The sequence below is a fragment of the Xanthomonas sp. DAR 35659 genome, assembly GCF_041242975.1.
In the GTDB taxonomy this organism is placed as follows: domain Bacteria; phylum Pseudomonadota; class Gammaproteobacteria; order Xanthomonadales; family Xanthomonadaceae; genus Xanthomonas_A; species Xanthomonas_A medicagonis.
The window spans coordinates 1,644,965-1,659,698 of the sequence record NZ_CP162488.1; the positions used below are offsets into that span (position 1 = coordinate 1,644,965).

9 protein-coding genes are annotated in these 14,734 nt (G+C 67.3%); 3 read left to right on the plus strand and 6 right to left on the minus strand.

Annotation, left to right across the window (positions count from 1 at the left end; genetic code table 11):
- Nucleotides 1-10: 10 nt before the first annotated feature.
- The 3 genes from AB3X07_RS06955 to AB3X07_RS06965 all read right to left on the minus strand — a co-directional run bounded on the left by AB3X07_RS06955 (nt 11) and on the right by AB3X07_RS06965 (nt 5,521).
- Nucleotides 11-1,066, minus strand: coding sequence for a glycosyl hydrolase family 18 protein (locus AB3X07_RS06955; RefSeq protein ID WP_369943703.1), 1,056 nt, complete (start codon nt 1,064-1,066; stop codon nt 11-13).
- Between the two features lie 13 nt (nt 1,067-1,079).
- Entirely contained in the window at nt 1,080-2,768 is a 1,689-nt protein-coding gene (locus AB3X07_RS06960) for an alpha-L-fucosidase (RefSeq protein WP_369943704.1), read from the minus strand.
- 101 nt (nt 2,769-2,869) lie between these two features.
- Nucleotides 2,870-5,521 (minus strand): TonB-dependent receptor, encoded by a 2,652-nt coding sequence (locus tag AB3X07_RS06965; protein WP_369943705.1) that lies wholly within the window; start codon nt 5,519-5,521, stop codon nt 2,870-2,872.
- A gap of 879 nt (nt 5,522-6,400) precedes the next feature.
- On the opposite strand from AB3X07_RS06965, the gene AB3X07_RS06970 reads away from it, so the two are divergent.
- Nucleotides 6,401-7,420: a glucokinase family protein gene (locus AB3X07_RS06970; protein WP_369943706.1), complete on the plus strand. Its 1,020-nt coding sequence runs from the start codon at nt 6,401-6,403 to the stop codon at nt 7,418-7,420.
- A 469-nt stretch (nt 7,421-7,889) separates the two neighbouring features.
- Here AB3X07_RS06970 and AB3X07_RS06975 read toward each other — a convergent pair whose 3' ends face one another.
- The 3 genes from AB3X07_RS06975 to bioA all read right to left on the minus strand — a co-directional run bounded on the left by AB3X07_RS06975 (nt 7,890) and on the right by bioA (nt 13,127).
- Complete coding sequence (locus AB3X07_RS06975) at nt 7,890-10,496, minus strand: TonB-dependent receptor (protein ID WP_369943707.1); 2,607 nt, start codon at nt 10,494-10,496, stop codon at nt 7,890-7,892.
- Between the two features lie 517 nt (nt 10,497-11,013).
- Nucleotides 11,014-11,745: a 16S rRNA (uracil(1498)-N(3))-methyltransferase gene (locus AB3X07_RS06980; RefSeq protein WP_369943708.1), complete on the minus strand. Its 732-nt coding sequence runs from the start codon at nt 11,743-11,745 to the stop codon at nt 11,014-11,016.
- On the minus strand, nt 11,736-13,127 hold the full coding sequence (bioA, locus tag AB3X07_RS06985; protein ID WP_369943709.1) for an adenosylmethionine--8-amino-7-oxononanoate transaminase: 1,392 nt from the start codon (nt 13,125-13,127) through the stop codon (nt 11,736-11,738). Before bioA ends, AB3X07_RS06980 begins: the two co-directional genes overlap by 10 nt.
- 74 nt (nt 13,128-13,201) lie before the next feature.
- On the opposite strand from bioA, the gene nudE reads away from it, so the two are divergent.
- Together nudE and cysQ are read left to right on the plus strand one after the other, a co-directional pair.
- Nucleotides 13,202-13,756, plus strand: a complete 555-nt coding sequence (nudE, locus tag AB3X07_RS06990) for an ADP compounds hydrolase NudE (protein ID WP_369943710.1) — start codon at nt 13,202-13,204, stop codon at nt 13,754-13,756.
- Nucleotides 13,753-14,553: a 3'(2'),5'-bisphosphate nucleotidase CysQ gene (gene cysQ, locus AB3X07_RS06995; protein ID WP_369943711.1), complete on the plus strand. Its 801-nt coding sequence runs from the start codon at nt 13,753-13,755 to the stop codon at nt 14,551-14,553. The genes nudE and cysQ overlap by 4 nt, the downstream gene beginning before the upstream one ends.
- The last annotated feature ends 181 nt before the right edge of the window (nt 14,554-14,734 follow it).

Here is a 14,734-nt window from a genome sequence, read left to right on the forward strand (position 1 = left end):
TCGTAGTGGATCAGCGTGATGCGGTCGGCAGTTCGTCCCACACCTTCGGATCCTCGGCGCCCAGCACCCAGCAACTGAAGCCTTCCAGGCCGTACTGCTTCACCAGGTCGTAGCGCGCGCGGAAGCTGCGCGCGTCCGGGCGGAACACCCACTCGCGCATGTCGTCGCGGTAGAAATAGAACCACGACTCCTGCTCGACCGGATCCCATTGCACGGTGGCGTTCTGCTCGATCGCCAGCGGGAACGATTCGTCGGCGTCGATGTAGGCCGCGGCGATGTTCGAGGCCTCGGTGCCGTCTTCCTTGACCGGGTTGCCGGTGTACCAGCGATAGCCGTAGGTGGCGATGCCCAGCGACAGCTTCTCCTTCGGCACCTGGGTCAGCGCGTAGTCCAGGTGCTTCTTCATCCACACCATGCCGTCGACCGGGCCGGGCGTGGTCCAGCGGGTGTGCTGGTCGTAGGTCATCAGGCTGACCAGGTCCACCGCCTGGCCCAGCGCCTTGAGGTCGTAGGCGCCGCGCCAGTATTCCCACATCCACTTGGAAAACGGCCCGCCCTCGGCGTAGCCCGGCGCGTTCGGCACCACCGCCACCGACATCTTCAGGCCGGCCTTGTGCAGTGCCTCGGCGGTCTGCTTGACCATCAGCGTGTAGGCGTCGCGGTCGGTCCAGGCGATGTTCTCGAAATCGAACTGGAAGCCGTAGTAGCCGTGCTTTTTGCCGTGCACCAGCAGCGCGGCGATCATGCGCTGCTTGGCCGCCTCGTCGTGCATCAGCTTGTGGAAGCCCTCGCGGCCGGTGGTCATCGACAGGATCGGCATCACCCGCAGCTTCTTCTGCTTGGCGATGTCGTAGATGTAGGCGTTGGGGGTGCCGTTGACCAGGCCGTTCTGGTCCACGCCGTACCAGGTCGGCACCACCACGTCGATCTTGTCCACGTTGGCCAGGAACGAATTGGTCGATTTCTGCGTGCTCATCAGATAGAACAGCGCGGTCGGGTTCTTGGCCATCGCCGGGGCGCAGACCAGGACCAGGGCGAGCAACAGCCCTGCGAATCGCTTCATCATCGGGGGAATTCCGTTAGCGGGTGGGGGAGGGCAGGTCGATGCGGAACACGTAGGCGTGCTCGCCGGCGGGCTTGGCCGGCAGGGTCAGGTGCAGGCCGTCGGCGCGCTGCTCGAATGGCACCTGCTTGCCGGTAGCCAGCAGGGTCACGCCACGCACGCCGTCGGCGGCGGTGAGCGAGCGGATCACCGCCTTGCCGTCGGCCGGCCAGCCCAGCTCGATCGCGTACAGCGCGCCGTGGCCGGTGGTGAAGCGGAAATCCTCGGGCGTGTAGGGCTTGGTCTTGGTGTCCTGGAAGGTGCCCCCGACCACTTCGGTCGGGCCTTCGCCGTAGCTGCGCCACGGCTGGCTGTCGTAGATCGCCTCGCCGTTGGTCTTCAGCCACTTGCCGATCGACAGCAGGATGTCGCGCTCGGTGTCGGGGATCGAGCCGTCGGCGCGCGGGCCGATGTTGAGCATCAGGTTGCCGTTCTTGCTGACCACGTCCACCAGCATGTGCACGATGAAGGTGGGGGTCTTGTAGGTGTCGTTCTCCACGTAGCCCCACGAGGCGTTGCTGACCGAGGTGTCGGTCTGCCAGTGGGTCGGGTGGATGCCGGTGAGCTGGCCGCGTTCGATGTCCAGGGTGCCGGCGCCTTCCGGGAACGCGCCGAGCTTGTAGTTCACCACCACCCCGTCGCCGCGCGCGGCGCCGTGGTTGTAGTAGTACGCCAGCATGGTCGGCAGGGTGCCGCGGAAGGTCGGGTGCGCGATCCACCAGTCGAAGTAGATCAGCTCCGGGTTATAGCGGTCGATCAGCTCGGTGGTGCGCGCCAGCCAGTCGTCCAGCCACGCCTGCGACACCGGCGTCCAGTCGTTGGCGACGTCGGCGTCGTCCTTGCCGCGCAGGCGGATCTGCGCCGGGCCGTACAGACCGGCGTAACGCGGATCGTTGACGTCCGAGTCGAACGTGCGGCCGCCGTCGAAGAACCAGTTGTGCTCGGCACGGTGCGAGGACAGGCCGAAATGCAGGCCTTCGGCGCGGATCGCCTTGGACAGTTCGCCGATCACGTCGCGCTTGGGCCCCATCCTGGTCGCGGTCCAGTCCGACAGCTGCGAGTCGTACATCGCGAAGCCATCGTGGTGTTCGGCCACCGGTACCACGTAGCGCGCGCCGGCCTCGCGGAACAGCCTGGCCCAGCCCTGCGGGTCGAACTTGGGCGCGGTGAACAGCGGGATCAGGTCCTTGTAGCCGAACGTGGACTGCGGGCCGTAGGTTTCGCGATGGTGCGCGTAGTCCTGGCTGTCCTTGGCGTCGGGTCGGTACATGTTGCGCGAGTACCACTCGTTGCCGAAGGCCGGCACCGAGAACACGCCCCAGTGGATGAAGATGCCGAACTTGGCGTTGTCGTACCACTCAGGCGAACGGTACTGCTTCAGCGAGGTCCAGTCCGGGCGGAACGGTCCCTTGCGCGCACCAGCGGCGGCTTCGCGCACCAGCCGCGCGCGTTCGGGCGCGTACTTGGCGGTGGCTTGCAGCCATTGCTGGTCGATCTGCTCGGGGCTGAGCGTGGTGGCGGTGGGCGCGGTCGGGGACGGCGCATCCGCGGCGCAGGCGGGCATGGCCGCCAACGCGAGAAGAAGGGAAAGGCTGCTGGCCAGAGTCTTGCGTACAGCTCCGGCGTGGCGGGATCGGTCCGCGCGCGCGCGGGTCTCGGACGTCATGGCACTGCACTCCTCTGTCGAAACGCGATGCCGGCGCGAGCGAGCCGCCGGACAAAAAAGGGCGCGCCACCGTGGAGGGTCGGTGGCGCGCCAGTGCTACATCAGAACTTGAAGTTCAGCTGCGCCTGGTAGCCACGGCCGTTCTTGTACATGCCGATCGGCGCGTACTTGACCTCGTTGTACCAGTAGTACGTGGAGTCGAGCAGGTTGGTGGCGCTGACGCTGACGCTCATCCAGTCGTTGATCTCGTACGAAGCGGTCAGGTCCAACTGCTTGTACGCGTCGGTGAACACCTGCGAATCCAGGCGGCCGATCTGGGTGAAGTACTTGGAACGGTAGCTGTAGTTGACGCGCACCATCCACGGGCCGTTTTCCCAGTAGGGAATCACGTTGTAGGTGTTGCGCGACAGGTACGGCAGGTTCAGGCCATCCTGGGAATCGGACTCGGCGTAGGTGTAGTTCGCCTGCAGGCCGAAGCCATAGCCGAACGCCTGCTGGTAGTTCAGCGAAGCGCCCTTGACCTTGGCGCCGGTGGCATTGACCGGCCGGGTCACGCTGTACGGCTGGTTGACGATATTGTTGGTCGGGTCGCTGAGGATCTCGGTGGTCGTGGTGGTGACGATGTAGGAGCCGATGTCGCGGTAGAACAGTTCCGCCGACAGCATGCTGGACGGCGCGAAGTACCATTCGGCGGCCAGGTCATAGTTGGTCGACTCGTACGGCTTCAGGTCCGGGTTGCCGCCGCTGGCGGTCAGGTCGCCGCTGGTGCTGTTGAGGGAGAACGAACCGGCCAGATCGCCATAACGCGGACGTGCGATCACCTTGGCCGCCGAGAAGCGCAGCACCTTGGTGTCGTCCAGGTCGTAGGCGATGTTGAAGCTCGGCAGCGGCTTCTTGTACTCGTTGCTGACCTGCTGGAAGGTGTAGGTCGTGCCGCCGTCGTTGGTCTGGTAGTACTGCGACTTGTCCTTGGTGTCGGCGTAGCGCAGGCCGATGTTGCCGCGGATCTTGCCGGTCTCGAAGTTCAACTGCGCGTACAGGTCGTTGGTGATTTCCTTGACGTCGTAGATCTGGCCGTACTTGGGCGTCAGCGCGGCCTGCGGCAGCCCCTTGAGGTAGGACAGGACCGAGTGCAGGTTGGCGGTCGGCCAGTTGACCAGATCGCCACTGGCGCCCAGGCCGTCGTACAGGCCGCCCGGCGTGGTGCCCGGGTTGAAGTCGGTCAGCAGCACGTCCTGGTTGGCGAAGATCGCATTGCCGCGCGAATTCTGGCCGTTGTCGTGGTTGATGTACTTGTAGCCCACCAGCACCTTGTTGAACGGGCCCCACTGCAGGTCGCGGGCTGCGTCGAACTGGAAGTACTTCTCCTTGTCCTCGGTGGTCGTGTACTCCACGCCGCCGGCTTGCTGGCCGGACGCCAGGCCCCAGTTCGACGCGCTGTTGTCGTCGTAGGTGACGCCGGTGTGGCTGCCGTCGTAGTTGAAGTTATAGCCGCCGTTCTGCAGCAGGAACTTCATCAGGTACTCGGGATTCTTGCCGCCGGTGGCCTTGGTGGTGCCGGCCTGGCTGGTGAACACCCAGTTGTCGCCGTACCAGTCGTGGCGCAGGTTCACGCTCTTGGTGGTGACGGTGCTTTCGCGGTAGTTGGTGTCGAGCTGGGCGTAGGGTTGCGCGATGGCGCTGTCGGACACGGTCGCCGACGTGATGTACCCACCTTGCACATTGGCTTGGGTCACCAGCGCCTGGTTGTTGATGCTCACGCTCGGGTCGGCGGCGGAGGGCGAGCCGCAGGAGGTGCAGACGTAGCGCGATTCGCTGAAGTTGTTGTACTTGCCCTTGATGTAGATGCCGGTCAGGTTGAACTCGTTCTGCTCGTTCGGCTTCCACTGCAGCGCGCCCTGCAGGCCATTGCGCTCGCGGGTCTGCTGGAAGTAGGCGCTGTTGATGCCGGCCGGAATCTTGGCGGTAGCAACGTTACCTCCGTCGCCCGTGATGGTGGCGGTGGCGGGGATGCCGGCGCCGGTCCCGTAGCCGAAGAACTCGATGCCGGCGCGCGAGATGTCCTGCTTGTCGTGGGTGGCGGAGATCAACGCGCCGAAGGTCTCGTCGTCGTTCTTCCAGCTCCACAGCGCCGAGCCGCGCGGGTTGCCTTCCTCCGAACGGTCGTTGTAGTTGTAGCCGACCGAGCCGCGGATGGTGTTCTTCGGCAGGTCCAGCGGCTTGCGGGTATGCACGATCACGGTGCCGCCGATCGAGCCTTCGTCGATGCGCGCTTCCGGGGTCTTGTAGACCTCCATCAGGCCGATGATTTCCGGCGACAGCAGGGTGTAGTTGAAGGTGCGGCCGCTGGTGTCGGTCGGATTGCCGCCCCAGTCGCCCGAGGCGATGGTCTGGCCGTTGAGCAGCACGCGGTTCAGCGCCGGGTCGGTGCCGTTGATGCTGACCTTCTCGCCTTCGCCGAACTGGCGGTCCACGCTGATGCCCGGCAGGTGCGCCAGCGACTCGGCGGCATTGGTGTCCGGGAACTTGCCGATGTCCTCGGCGCTGATCGCATCGACGATGGAGTTGGCCGAGCGCTTGACCGCCTGGCTCTTTTCCAGCGAGGCGCGGTAGCCGGTGACGGTGATGGTGTCCAGTTCCTGGACGTTCTTCGATTCCGCGCCGGAAGCGGGTGCTTCCTGCGCCATTGCGTTACCGGACAGGTACAGCGCGGCCATGATGCTGATGGCTAACGTGGTGGTGCGGCTATTCATTGGCTAACCTCTGGGTTGGTACGTGGGCATCAGGTGCCAACCGATGTTTCGGTGTGCTGGCCGTTGCCCGGCCTGGTTGGCGCGACCCCTCGCGGTGGCTGCGCGTCTCGCGTTTCGGTGCGCGTCGTCCGGTCGCTGACGCGGAAGTAGCCGGCCGGCGGCACCGAAGCGCCGGTCCTTCCTTTGTTTCCTGGTGCAAAACCAAATACGGCAATTGGTGCATGTCCCGACATTCGTGCTCGCCGGACGGCTGGCGGGCGGTGGCGCGAACGATCCGCCTTCCGTTGCGGGGCGCGCGCCGTAGGGCGGCTTCGGTACGCATGTCATGACGCCGGAACCACGGTCCGTGCTGGTTCCAGGCCCTGACCCCGTCAGGTCTCGAAGCTGTAAAATTTGTGTGATCCGAGTCTGTATTGGTGCTGACAGCGTTGTCAACACGTTCTTCACGTGATGTTGACGAATCACGCCGTGGTGACGCTTAGATGCGGCGTGGTGGATGGGTGGTCACCGCTGATTGGGGATGTAGGTACTTGTCTGTGAAGGAATTTATGCCAACCTCACAATCGAGGGTCGCGCTTTCGGTCGCACCTGCGGTGTCCCGCCGCCGTGTCGGGCGGGATGCGTCCGCCGACAAATTTGTGCATTGCGGCGAAGTTTTGCGACAGATGTTCACTGGTGGACAGCGCCGCGCGGCATGGCTATAACTCGTTCCAACTGCGTTCCAACCGGATGCGAATTCCCACCGATGACTTATTGTGCGAAGAATGCGGAAGGCGAGCCGGGGCGAATTCATCTTGACAACGTTGTCAAGGTGATCCGAAACTCGATCGATCAACAGGCCAGTCGGCGCGCGCACTGTGGGGCGCAACGGGAGAACACGTGTCTGCAAGCAGTTCGCCACTAGGAGCGGCCGCCTCGCGCGCCGAGCCGTTCATCGCTGCCGATGTCGGCGGCACGCATGTCCGTATCGGCTTGGTGGCGCGTGGGGACGCGACCGACACGGCGCCGGTCAAGCTGCTGGACTATCGCAAGTACCGCTGCGCCGACTACCCGGGGCTGGCCGAGATCATCGGCGAGTTCCTGTCCGGGGTGAGCGGTCCGGCGCCCACCCGCGGGGTGATCGCCAGTGCCGGCTACGCGCTGGAGGACGGTCGCGTGATCACCACCAACCTGCCGTGGAGCCTGTCGCCGCCGGAGATCCGTGAGCGCTTGGGCCTGCAGGCGTTGCATCTGGTCAACGATTTCGAGGCGGTGGCCTACGCGGCGGCGTCGATGGACGCCAGCGAGGTGCTGCACCTGACCGGCCCGCGCACGGCGCAGCGCGGCCCGGCGCTGGTGATCGGTCCGGGCACGGGGCTCGGCGCGGCGGTGTGGATCCCGGCCAACGGCGGTGCCGTGGTGCTGGCGACCGAAGCCGGCCATGCCGCCTTGGCGTTCGGCAGCGAGCTGGAGATGGCCATCGCGCAGCGGCTGTTGCGCACGCGCAGCTACGTGCCGGTCGAGCACCTGCTGTCCGGTCCCGGGCTGCTCAATCTCTATCACGTGGTATGCGAACTGCGCGACGCCGCGCCGGCGCACGCCACGCCCAGCGACATCACCGCGGCCGCACTGGCCGGCCACGACGCGCTGGCGCGCGAGGCGCTGGCGGCCTTCTGCGGCCTGCTCGGCAGCGTGGTCGGCGACATGGCGCTGATGTACGGCATCCAGAGCGGCATCTACCTGGCCGGCGGGTTCCTGCCGCAGATCGGCGAGTTCCTGCTCGCCAGCGACTTCGTCGCGCGTTACTTGAACAAGGGCGCGATGCGCCCGGCGCTGGAGCAGATCCCGGTGAAGCTGGTGGAGCACGGCCAGCTCGGTGTGATCGGCGCGGCCAACTGGTTCCTGCAGCAGCCCCGATAGCACGTTCCTGCCCGCGTCGGGCGCATTGGCGAAAGGGGGCCGTGCTGTCGGTGGCGCGCGGCGTTTCCGTGATCGCTCGCCGCGGCTGAAAGAATCCTCGCATCTCGCGTTTGCACTTGGCGCGATCCGGCATCACTGCGGTGTGCCGTTTTTTCTGTCGCGGCTGAAGCCGCTCCTACAAGAGCGAGCAGTGCGGCCTTGTGTAGGAGCGGCTTCAGCCGCGACAGAACGATGAAGCGGTCACGATGCCAGAGCATTCACGGAAAACACGGCACCAACGAAGGCCGCTCCCTCGTCCCGCCGCATCGGCGGGGCCGGGGCTCGCCGCTGCGTCGTGACTGGCGCCTTTCGGTCGCCACAGGCCGTTCGTGAAATCGCTTGGCAGCCACCGTAAGCGCCGGCGCAGCGACGCTTACGGGTGGCGCGATGACGAACTGGCCGGCGTCCACGCCATCGCCATCGCCACGTCCTACAGCGTGAAATGCACGCTGAGCATGTAGCCGCGTCCGTTCTTGTACAGATAGTAGGGCTGGCTCTTCTGGCCGACGTAGCTGTAATAGGTCTCGTCGAGCAGATTGCTGCCTTCCAGTTGCAGCTTGACCTTGTCGGTGATCGCATAGGACACCGACGCGTCGAGCTGGGTGAACGCATCGGTCATCTGGTTCGCGCCCAGGCGTCCGATCTGGGTGAAGTAGGCCGAGCGCCAGCCCAGGGTCAGCCGCGCCTCCCACGGTCCCTTCTCGAAGTAGGGGCTGAGGTTGTAGCTGTTCTTGGAGTTGTAGGGCAGGTTGTAATCGCCCTGGGTCTCGGCCTTGGAATAGGTGTAGTTCGCCGCCACGCCGAAGCCGCCGCCCAGTTCCTGCTGGTAGCTCAGCGACACGCCCTTGACCTTGGCCGCGCCGGAATTCTGCGGCAGCGTCACCTCATAGATGTCTTCGCGGTCATAGGTGTTGTTGTGCAGCGGCCGCTGCACCACGGTCTGCAGGATGTAGTTGGAGATGTCGCGGTAGAACAGCTCGCCGGCCAGCACGCTGTTGGGCGCGAAATACCATTCCAGCGAGGCGCCGTAGTTGGTGGAGCGGTACGGATCCAGCGCCGGGTTGCCGCTGCTGGCGGTGAGCTTGTTGTCGTCGGCGTTGACGTACGGCGTCAGGTCCGCATAGCGCGGGCGGGCGATCACCTTGGCTGCGGCGAAGCGCAGGATCAGCGCATCGGACAGGTCGTAGGCGACGTTCAGCGACGGCAGCCACTCGCCGTAGGAGGTGGTGTAGCGCACCGGCGCGTAGGCGCTGCCGTCGTACTGGTAGCCGCCAATCGCGTCGCGGGTGTTGACGTAGCGCACGCCGATGTTGCCGCGGTAGTTGTCGCCGGCGAAATCGGCCTGCAGGTAGGCGGCGCGGTTGCGCTCGACCACGTCGAAGCTGCTGCCGTAGCTGGGCGCGAGCGTGTCGCTGCCGGGTAGGCCGCCGACGTAGTCCACCAGCGCGCCGGGGCTCTGCCGCGGCCAGTGGCGCATGTCGTCGCTGACCGACAGGTCGTCCAGATAGCCGCCGGGCGTGTTGCCGCCATACACCGCAGCCAGCGTGGTGTTCGGATCGGCGGGGAAGCTGTCGTAGTACATGTCCTGCGCGGTGCTGTGGCGCGTGGCCTTGACCCCGGCGCGCAGCTTGGTGATCGGCCCCCAGTCCACGTCATGGTCGAAGTCCAACTGCGCGTAGCGCTCCTTGTCCAGGTTGGGATAGCGGTTGACGGTGGCGCCGATCACCGACATGGCCTCCAGGTCGGACGGCGGCACGGCGTAGTCCACGCCGACCCTGCGGTGGTCGATGGCGTAGTCGTAGGCGCCGTTGCCGCGGAAGGTGAGGCCGTAGATGCGGTCGGCGCCGCCGGCCGAGCGGGTCGCGCCGACCTGGCCGGAGACGTTCCAGCCATCGCCGTGCCAATCGCCGCGCAAGGTGTTGCTGCTGGTCTTGACCGTGGTGTTGCGCACGTAGGAATCGAGGATGGTTTCGGCGCCATCGCCATAGGCGCCGGAGGTGGCGACGCCCTCGACCACGTCGAGCGCGGTGCCGTTGGCCGGGATGAAGTTGGCGTAGCGGCTCTGGTTGACGTTGTCGAACGTCTCCTCGACGTACAGCCCGGTATAGGTCAGCTCGAACGCGTCGTTGGGCTTCCACTGCAAGGCGGCGGTGACGCCGTCGCGCTTGCGGGTCTGGGTGAACAGCGCGCTGTTGATCGCGGTGGGGTAGACGCCCTGCTTGCCGGCGGCCACCGCGTCGGGAAAGCCGGCGCCCTGGATGTCGCTGTAGCCGAAGATTTCCACGCCATCACGACGCAGCACGCGTTCGGAATGCATCACCGACCCCAGCACGCCGAGCGTGCCGGCATCGTTCTTCCAGTTGTAGAGCAGCGAGGCGTTGGGCTTGCCGTCCTTGGAGCGGTCGTTGTAGCCGTAGCTGACGCTGCCGGTCAGCAGGTTGCTGTCCAGCTCCAGCGGCTTGCGCGTGTGCAGGATCACGGTGCCGCCGAGGCTGCCTTCGTCGATGCTGGCCTGCGGGCTCTTGTACACCTCGGCGCTACCGATCACTTCCGGCGCCAACAGCGAATAGTTGAACGAGCGGCTGTCCGGATTGTTCGGGTCGCCGCCCCAACTGGTGGAGGCGATGCTCTGGCCGTTGAGCAGCACCCGGTTCAAGGCCGGGTCGGTGCCCAGGATCGAGACCTTCTCGCCTTCGCCGAACTGGCGATCGACGCTGACGCCGGGCAGGTGCGACAGCGATTCGGCGACGTTGGCGGCCGGGAACTTGCCCACGTCCTCGGCCGAGATCGCATCGACGATCGCGTCGGCATTGCGCTTCACGTTGAGCGCCTGCTGCAGGCTGGCGCGGTAGCCGGTGACCTTGACCGCGTCCAGTTCCTGCACCGCCGGCGCTTGCGCGGTGGTGCCGGGGGCATTCTCGGGCGGCGTGGTGCCGTCACCCTGTTGCACGGGAGTCTGCTGGGCGAGGGCGCCGGCGGGCGCGGCCAGGGCGCAGGCGACGGCGAAGGCCAGGGGAGCGAGGCGGATGCGGTTCACGTGGGCGGTCTCCGAAAAAGTGCATGGACACGAAAGGCCCGCCGCGATGGCGGCGGGCAGGCAGCGCCATCGGCCTGGATGCGGGGCGATGGGCAAAGGGGACAAGGCGATGGAGTCGGCCTGCCGCCAAGTGGCGCGGACGGATTCGAACGCGCTTGGCGGTGCGACGTACGGAGGTGCGAGCGAGAAGCGGCGCTGGCGACGTCGCGAGGGGCGCGAGGGGCGTCCAGCAACGCGGTGAGAGCCGAGGCGCGCGCTGTCGCAGGCGGCCAGGCGGATGACGTCACGCCCGGCGACTCCGTCCTGAATTTCGATCGATCCAAATCGGGAATGCCCCGCGCTGGCTCATGAGTGCCGGACTGTGTCGCGCTTGTCCTTCGTTGTCAACGCTGTCGCGATCGCGAAAATTCCAGGAAAAAGGTGCCTTCTGCGCTTAAATTCGCGGAAAGGTGGATCGTGGGTCGATCGCCGTGCGGCATGTCATGTCGACGCTGTCTACACGGTTTTGTGCGTCATCTCACAGGTCGCCGCCATGCGCCTGCAGCGCGGCGATCGCCGCCAGTCCCGCGGTTTCGGTGCGCAGGATGCGCGGTCCCAGGCGCAGGCCGGCGAAGCCGGCGGCCTGCAGCGTGGCGCGATCGCGCGGCGACCAGCCGCCTTCCGGGCCGATCGCGATCGTCGCGGCATGGCCGGTGAGGTCCAGCGTGCGCAGCCGGTGTTCGCCTTGCGGATCGAGGGTGAGCTTCAGCGGCGTGCCGGCCACCGCCGCGGCGGCGTCGGCCAGTGCCAGCGGCGCGGACAGCTGCGGCACGCGCGCGCGGCCGGACTGTTCGCACGCCGACACCACCACGCTGCGCCAGTGCGCCACGCGCTTGTCCACGCGCGCGGCATCCAGTTTCACCTCGGTGCGTTCGGCCCAGACCGGCACGATCGCGGCGACGCCCAGTTCGGTCGCCTTCTGCAGGATCAGGTCCATCTTCTCGCCGCGCGCCACGCCCTGCAGCAGGGTGATCGCCAGCGGCGATTCGGTGTCGGCCGGCCGCGCCGCGCCGATTCGCGCGCTGGCGCCGCGCTTGCCGACCTGCAGCAGCTCGGCGTCGTAGTCGCAGCCGTCGCCGTTGAACAGCACGCAACGGTCGCCCTCGCGCAGCCGCAGCACGCGCAGCAGATGCCCCGACACGTCCTCGGGCAGGCTCAGGTCGTCGCCTTCGCGCAGCGGCAGATCCACATGGCAGCGGGTCAGGCGCATGCGACGGCCTCGTCGATCGCGGCCAGGGTGGTCTCGGCCAGCAGCGTCAGTTGCTCATCGTCCACGCAGTACGGCGGCATCCAGTACAGCACGTCGCCCAGCGGGCGCAGCACCACGCCACGCTCCAGCGCGGCGCGGTAGGCGCACAGGCCGATCCGCGCGGCGGCGGGGAAGGGCGTGCGTCTGTCGCCGTCGCGGGTGAGTTCGAAGGCCACCACCATGCCGGCCTGGCGCACGTCGGCCACGTGCGGATGCTCGGCGAACGGTGCCGACAACGCGCGCATGGTTTCGGCGGTGCCGCGGTTGCGCGCGATCACGTCGTCCTCGCGCAGGATCCGCAGCGACGCCAGCGCCGCCGCGCAGGCCAGCGGGTTGCCGGTGTAGCTGTGCGAGTGCAGGAAGGCGCGCTCGCGGCTGTCGTCCAGGAACGCGTCATATAAGTGTTGCGTGGCCAGCACCGCCGACAACGGCAGGAAGCCCCCGGTCAGGCCCTTGGACAGGCACAGCAGGTCGGGCATCACCCCGGCCTGCTCGCAGGCGAACAGGGTGCCGGTGCGGCCGAAGCCGGTGGCGATCTCATCGGCGATCAGGAACGCGCCGTTGGCGTCGCACAGTTCGCGCGCCCGGCGCAAATAGGCCGGGTCGTACATGCGCATGCCGCCGGCGCACTGCAGGCGCGGTTCCAGGATCACTGCGCAGATCTCGCCCGGATGGCGGTCGAACAGGTCGGCCAGCGCGTCGGCGGCGGCGTCGGCGCGCTCCCGCGCGGTCTGCCCCGGCGCGGCCAGGTAGGCGTCGGGCGAGGGCGCGAACAGCGCTTCGGCCAGCAGCGGCGCGTACACCCGCCGGTACAGCGGGATGTCGCCGACCGCCAGCGCGCCGATGGTCTCGCCGTGATAGCCGTTCTCCAGCGCGACGAAGCGCGTACGGTGGTTCTCGCCGCGGTTGCGGAAGTAGTGGAACGCCATCTTCAGCGCCACCTCGACCCCGGCCGAGCCGTTGTCGGCATAGAACACCTTGGCCAGCGGCGCGCGCCCCTCCTGGCGCGGCGCCAGCGCCAGCAACTGTTCGGCCAGTTCCACCGCCGGCTCGTGGCTGAAACCGGCCAGCATCACTTGTTCCAGCCGCGTGGCCTGGGCGGCGATGGCCGCGGCGATGCGCGGTTCGCCGTGGCCGAACAGGTTGGTCCACCAACTGCTGACGGCATCCAGGTAGCGGCGGCCTTCGTGATCGATCAGCCAGGCGCCTTCGCCGCGCGCGATCGGCAGCAGCGGCAGCGTGTCCGGATGCTCGCGCATTTGCGTGCAGGGGTGCCACAGCACCGCCAGGTCGCGTTGCCGCCACGTCGCGGCAGTCTGTGATGGGGTCAGGTCTGTTAGCATTTCGCGCTCATGAACTGGTTCTTCGCCCCGTGCATTCTATCGACCGAGACCGCGCCGCGGCGCGGGAGCGTGGCGTGAACCGTCCGTTGCCGATCATCCACGCGCGGCGCGAGCGCAGCGAGTCCGCCGCCGAGCGCAAGGTCGAGGAGCTGGACCTGGAATTCAGCAACGGCGAGCGCCGCGTGTTCCACCGCCTCACCACCTCCGGCCATGGCGCGGTGGTGGTGGTGCCGATGCTGGACGCGCAGACCGTGCTGCTGGTGCGCGAGTACGCCGCCGGCGTGCACCGCTACGAGCTGGGCCTGGTCAAGGGCCGCATCGACGCCGGCGAGACGCCGCTGCAGGCGGCCGACCGCGAACTCAAGGAAGAGGCCGGCTACGGTGCCCGCCAGTTGCAGGTGCTGCGCGCGATGACCCTGGCGCCCACCTACATGAGCCACCAGTCGTGGCTGGTGCTGGCGCAAGATCTCTATCCCGAAAAACTGGCCGGCGACGAGCCGGAGGAATTGGAAGTGGTGCCCTGGAAACTGGCTGAGCTGGATCAATTGATGTTGCGCGAGGATTTCTCCGAAGGGCGCTCGCTGGCGGCGCTGTTCATCGCCCGCGAATGGCTGGGCCGCGCCGGATGATCCGCATCACCGCAGACTTGCGCGAAACCGTCATCGCCATCGCCATCGACGCCGCCGCGGCGATCATGGCGGTCTACGCCACCGGCTTCGAGGTCGAGCACAAGGCCGACGCCAGCCCGCTGACCCAGGCCGACCTGGCCGCGCACCGGATCATCGTCGAGGGCCTGGAGCGGCTGACCCCGGACCTGCCGGTGCTGTCGGAGGAGTCGGCGCAGATCCCGTGGGCGGTGCGCGAGCACTGGACCAGCTACTGGCTGGTGGACCCGCTCGACGGCACCCGCGAGTTCGTCAAGCGCAACGGCGAGTTCAGCGTCAACATCGCCTTGATCCACCAGGGCGCGCCGGTGTTCGGCGTGGTCCAGGCGCCGGTCGATGGCCGCGTCTGGCATGCGGTGCGCGGTGAGCAGGCCTACCGCCGCGAGGGCTTCCGCGACACCGCGCTGGCCACGCGGCGCCCGGCCACCGCGCCGCTGCGGGTGGCGGCCAGCCGCTCGCATCGCGATCCGCGTACCGATGCGTTGCTGCAGCGCATGGGCGAGATCGAGACGCTGGCGCAGGGCTCGTCGCTGAAGTTCTGCCGCATCGCCGAAGGCGAACTGGACGTGTACCCGCGCCTCGGCCCGACCTCCGAATGGGACACCGCGGCCGGCCAGTGCGTGCTGCAGTCCGCCGGCGGCGCGCTGCTCGCCGCCGCGACCGGCAAGCCGTTCCGCTACAACCGCCGCGAATCGTTGCTCAACGGCGATTTCATGGCTCTGGGCGATCCGTCGCTGCCCTGGCGCGACTGGCTGGGCTGAGCGCGCCTTGCCATCGGGTGCGCGGAGGCGGCAAGCGCAGACTTGCGCCGCAGTGCGCCGGCGCCCGGCCGGCGCGGTAGCGACGCATCGGCCACGCGTATCGCGCCACGGCGGCGTCGCTCCCGGCGCCTCTTTCGGTCATGCCGCGTCCTCCGTCGCGGCGTCGCTCTGCCAAACTAGC

What these genes read in the sequence shown, in the direction of transcription:
- AB3X07_RS06955 (WP_369943703.1), bottom strand. Translation starts at nt 1,066, where the DNA reads ATGATGAAGCGATTCGCAGGGCTGTTGCTCGCCCTGGTCCTGGTCTGC.
- AB3X07_RS06960 (WP_369943704.1), bottom strand. Translation starts at nt 2,768, where the DNA reads ATGACGTCCGAGACCCGCGCGCGCGCGGACCGATCCCGCCACGCCGGA.
- AB3X07_RS06965 (WP_369943705.1), bottom strand. Translation starts at nt 5,521, where the DNA reads ATGAATAGCCGCACCACCACGTTAGCCATCAGCATCATGGCCGCGCTG.
- AB3X07_RS06980 (WP_369943708.1), bottom strand. Translation starts at nt 11,745, where the DNA reads ATGCGCCTGACCCGCTGCCATGTGGATCTGCCGCTGCGCGAAGGCGAC.
- bioA (WP_369943709.1), bottom strand. Translation starts at nt 13,127, where the DNA reads ATGCTAACAGACCTGACCCCATCACAGACTGCCGCGACGTGGCGGCAA.
- cysQ (WP_369943711.1), top strand. Translation starts at nt 13,753, where the DNA reads ATGATCCGCATCACCGCAGACTTGCGCGAAACCGTCATCGCCATCGCC.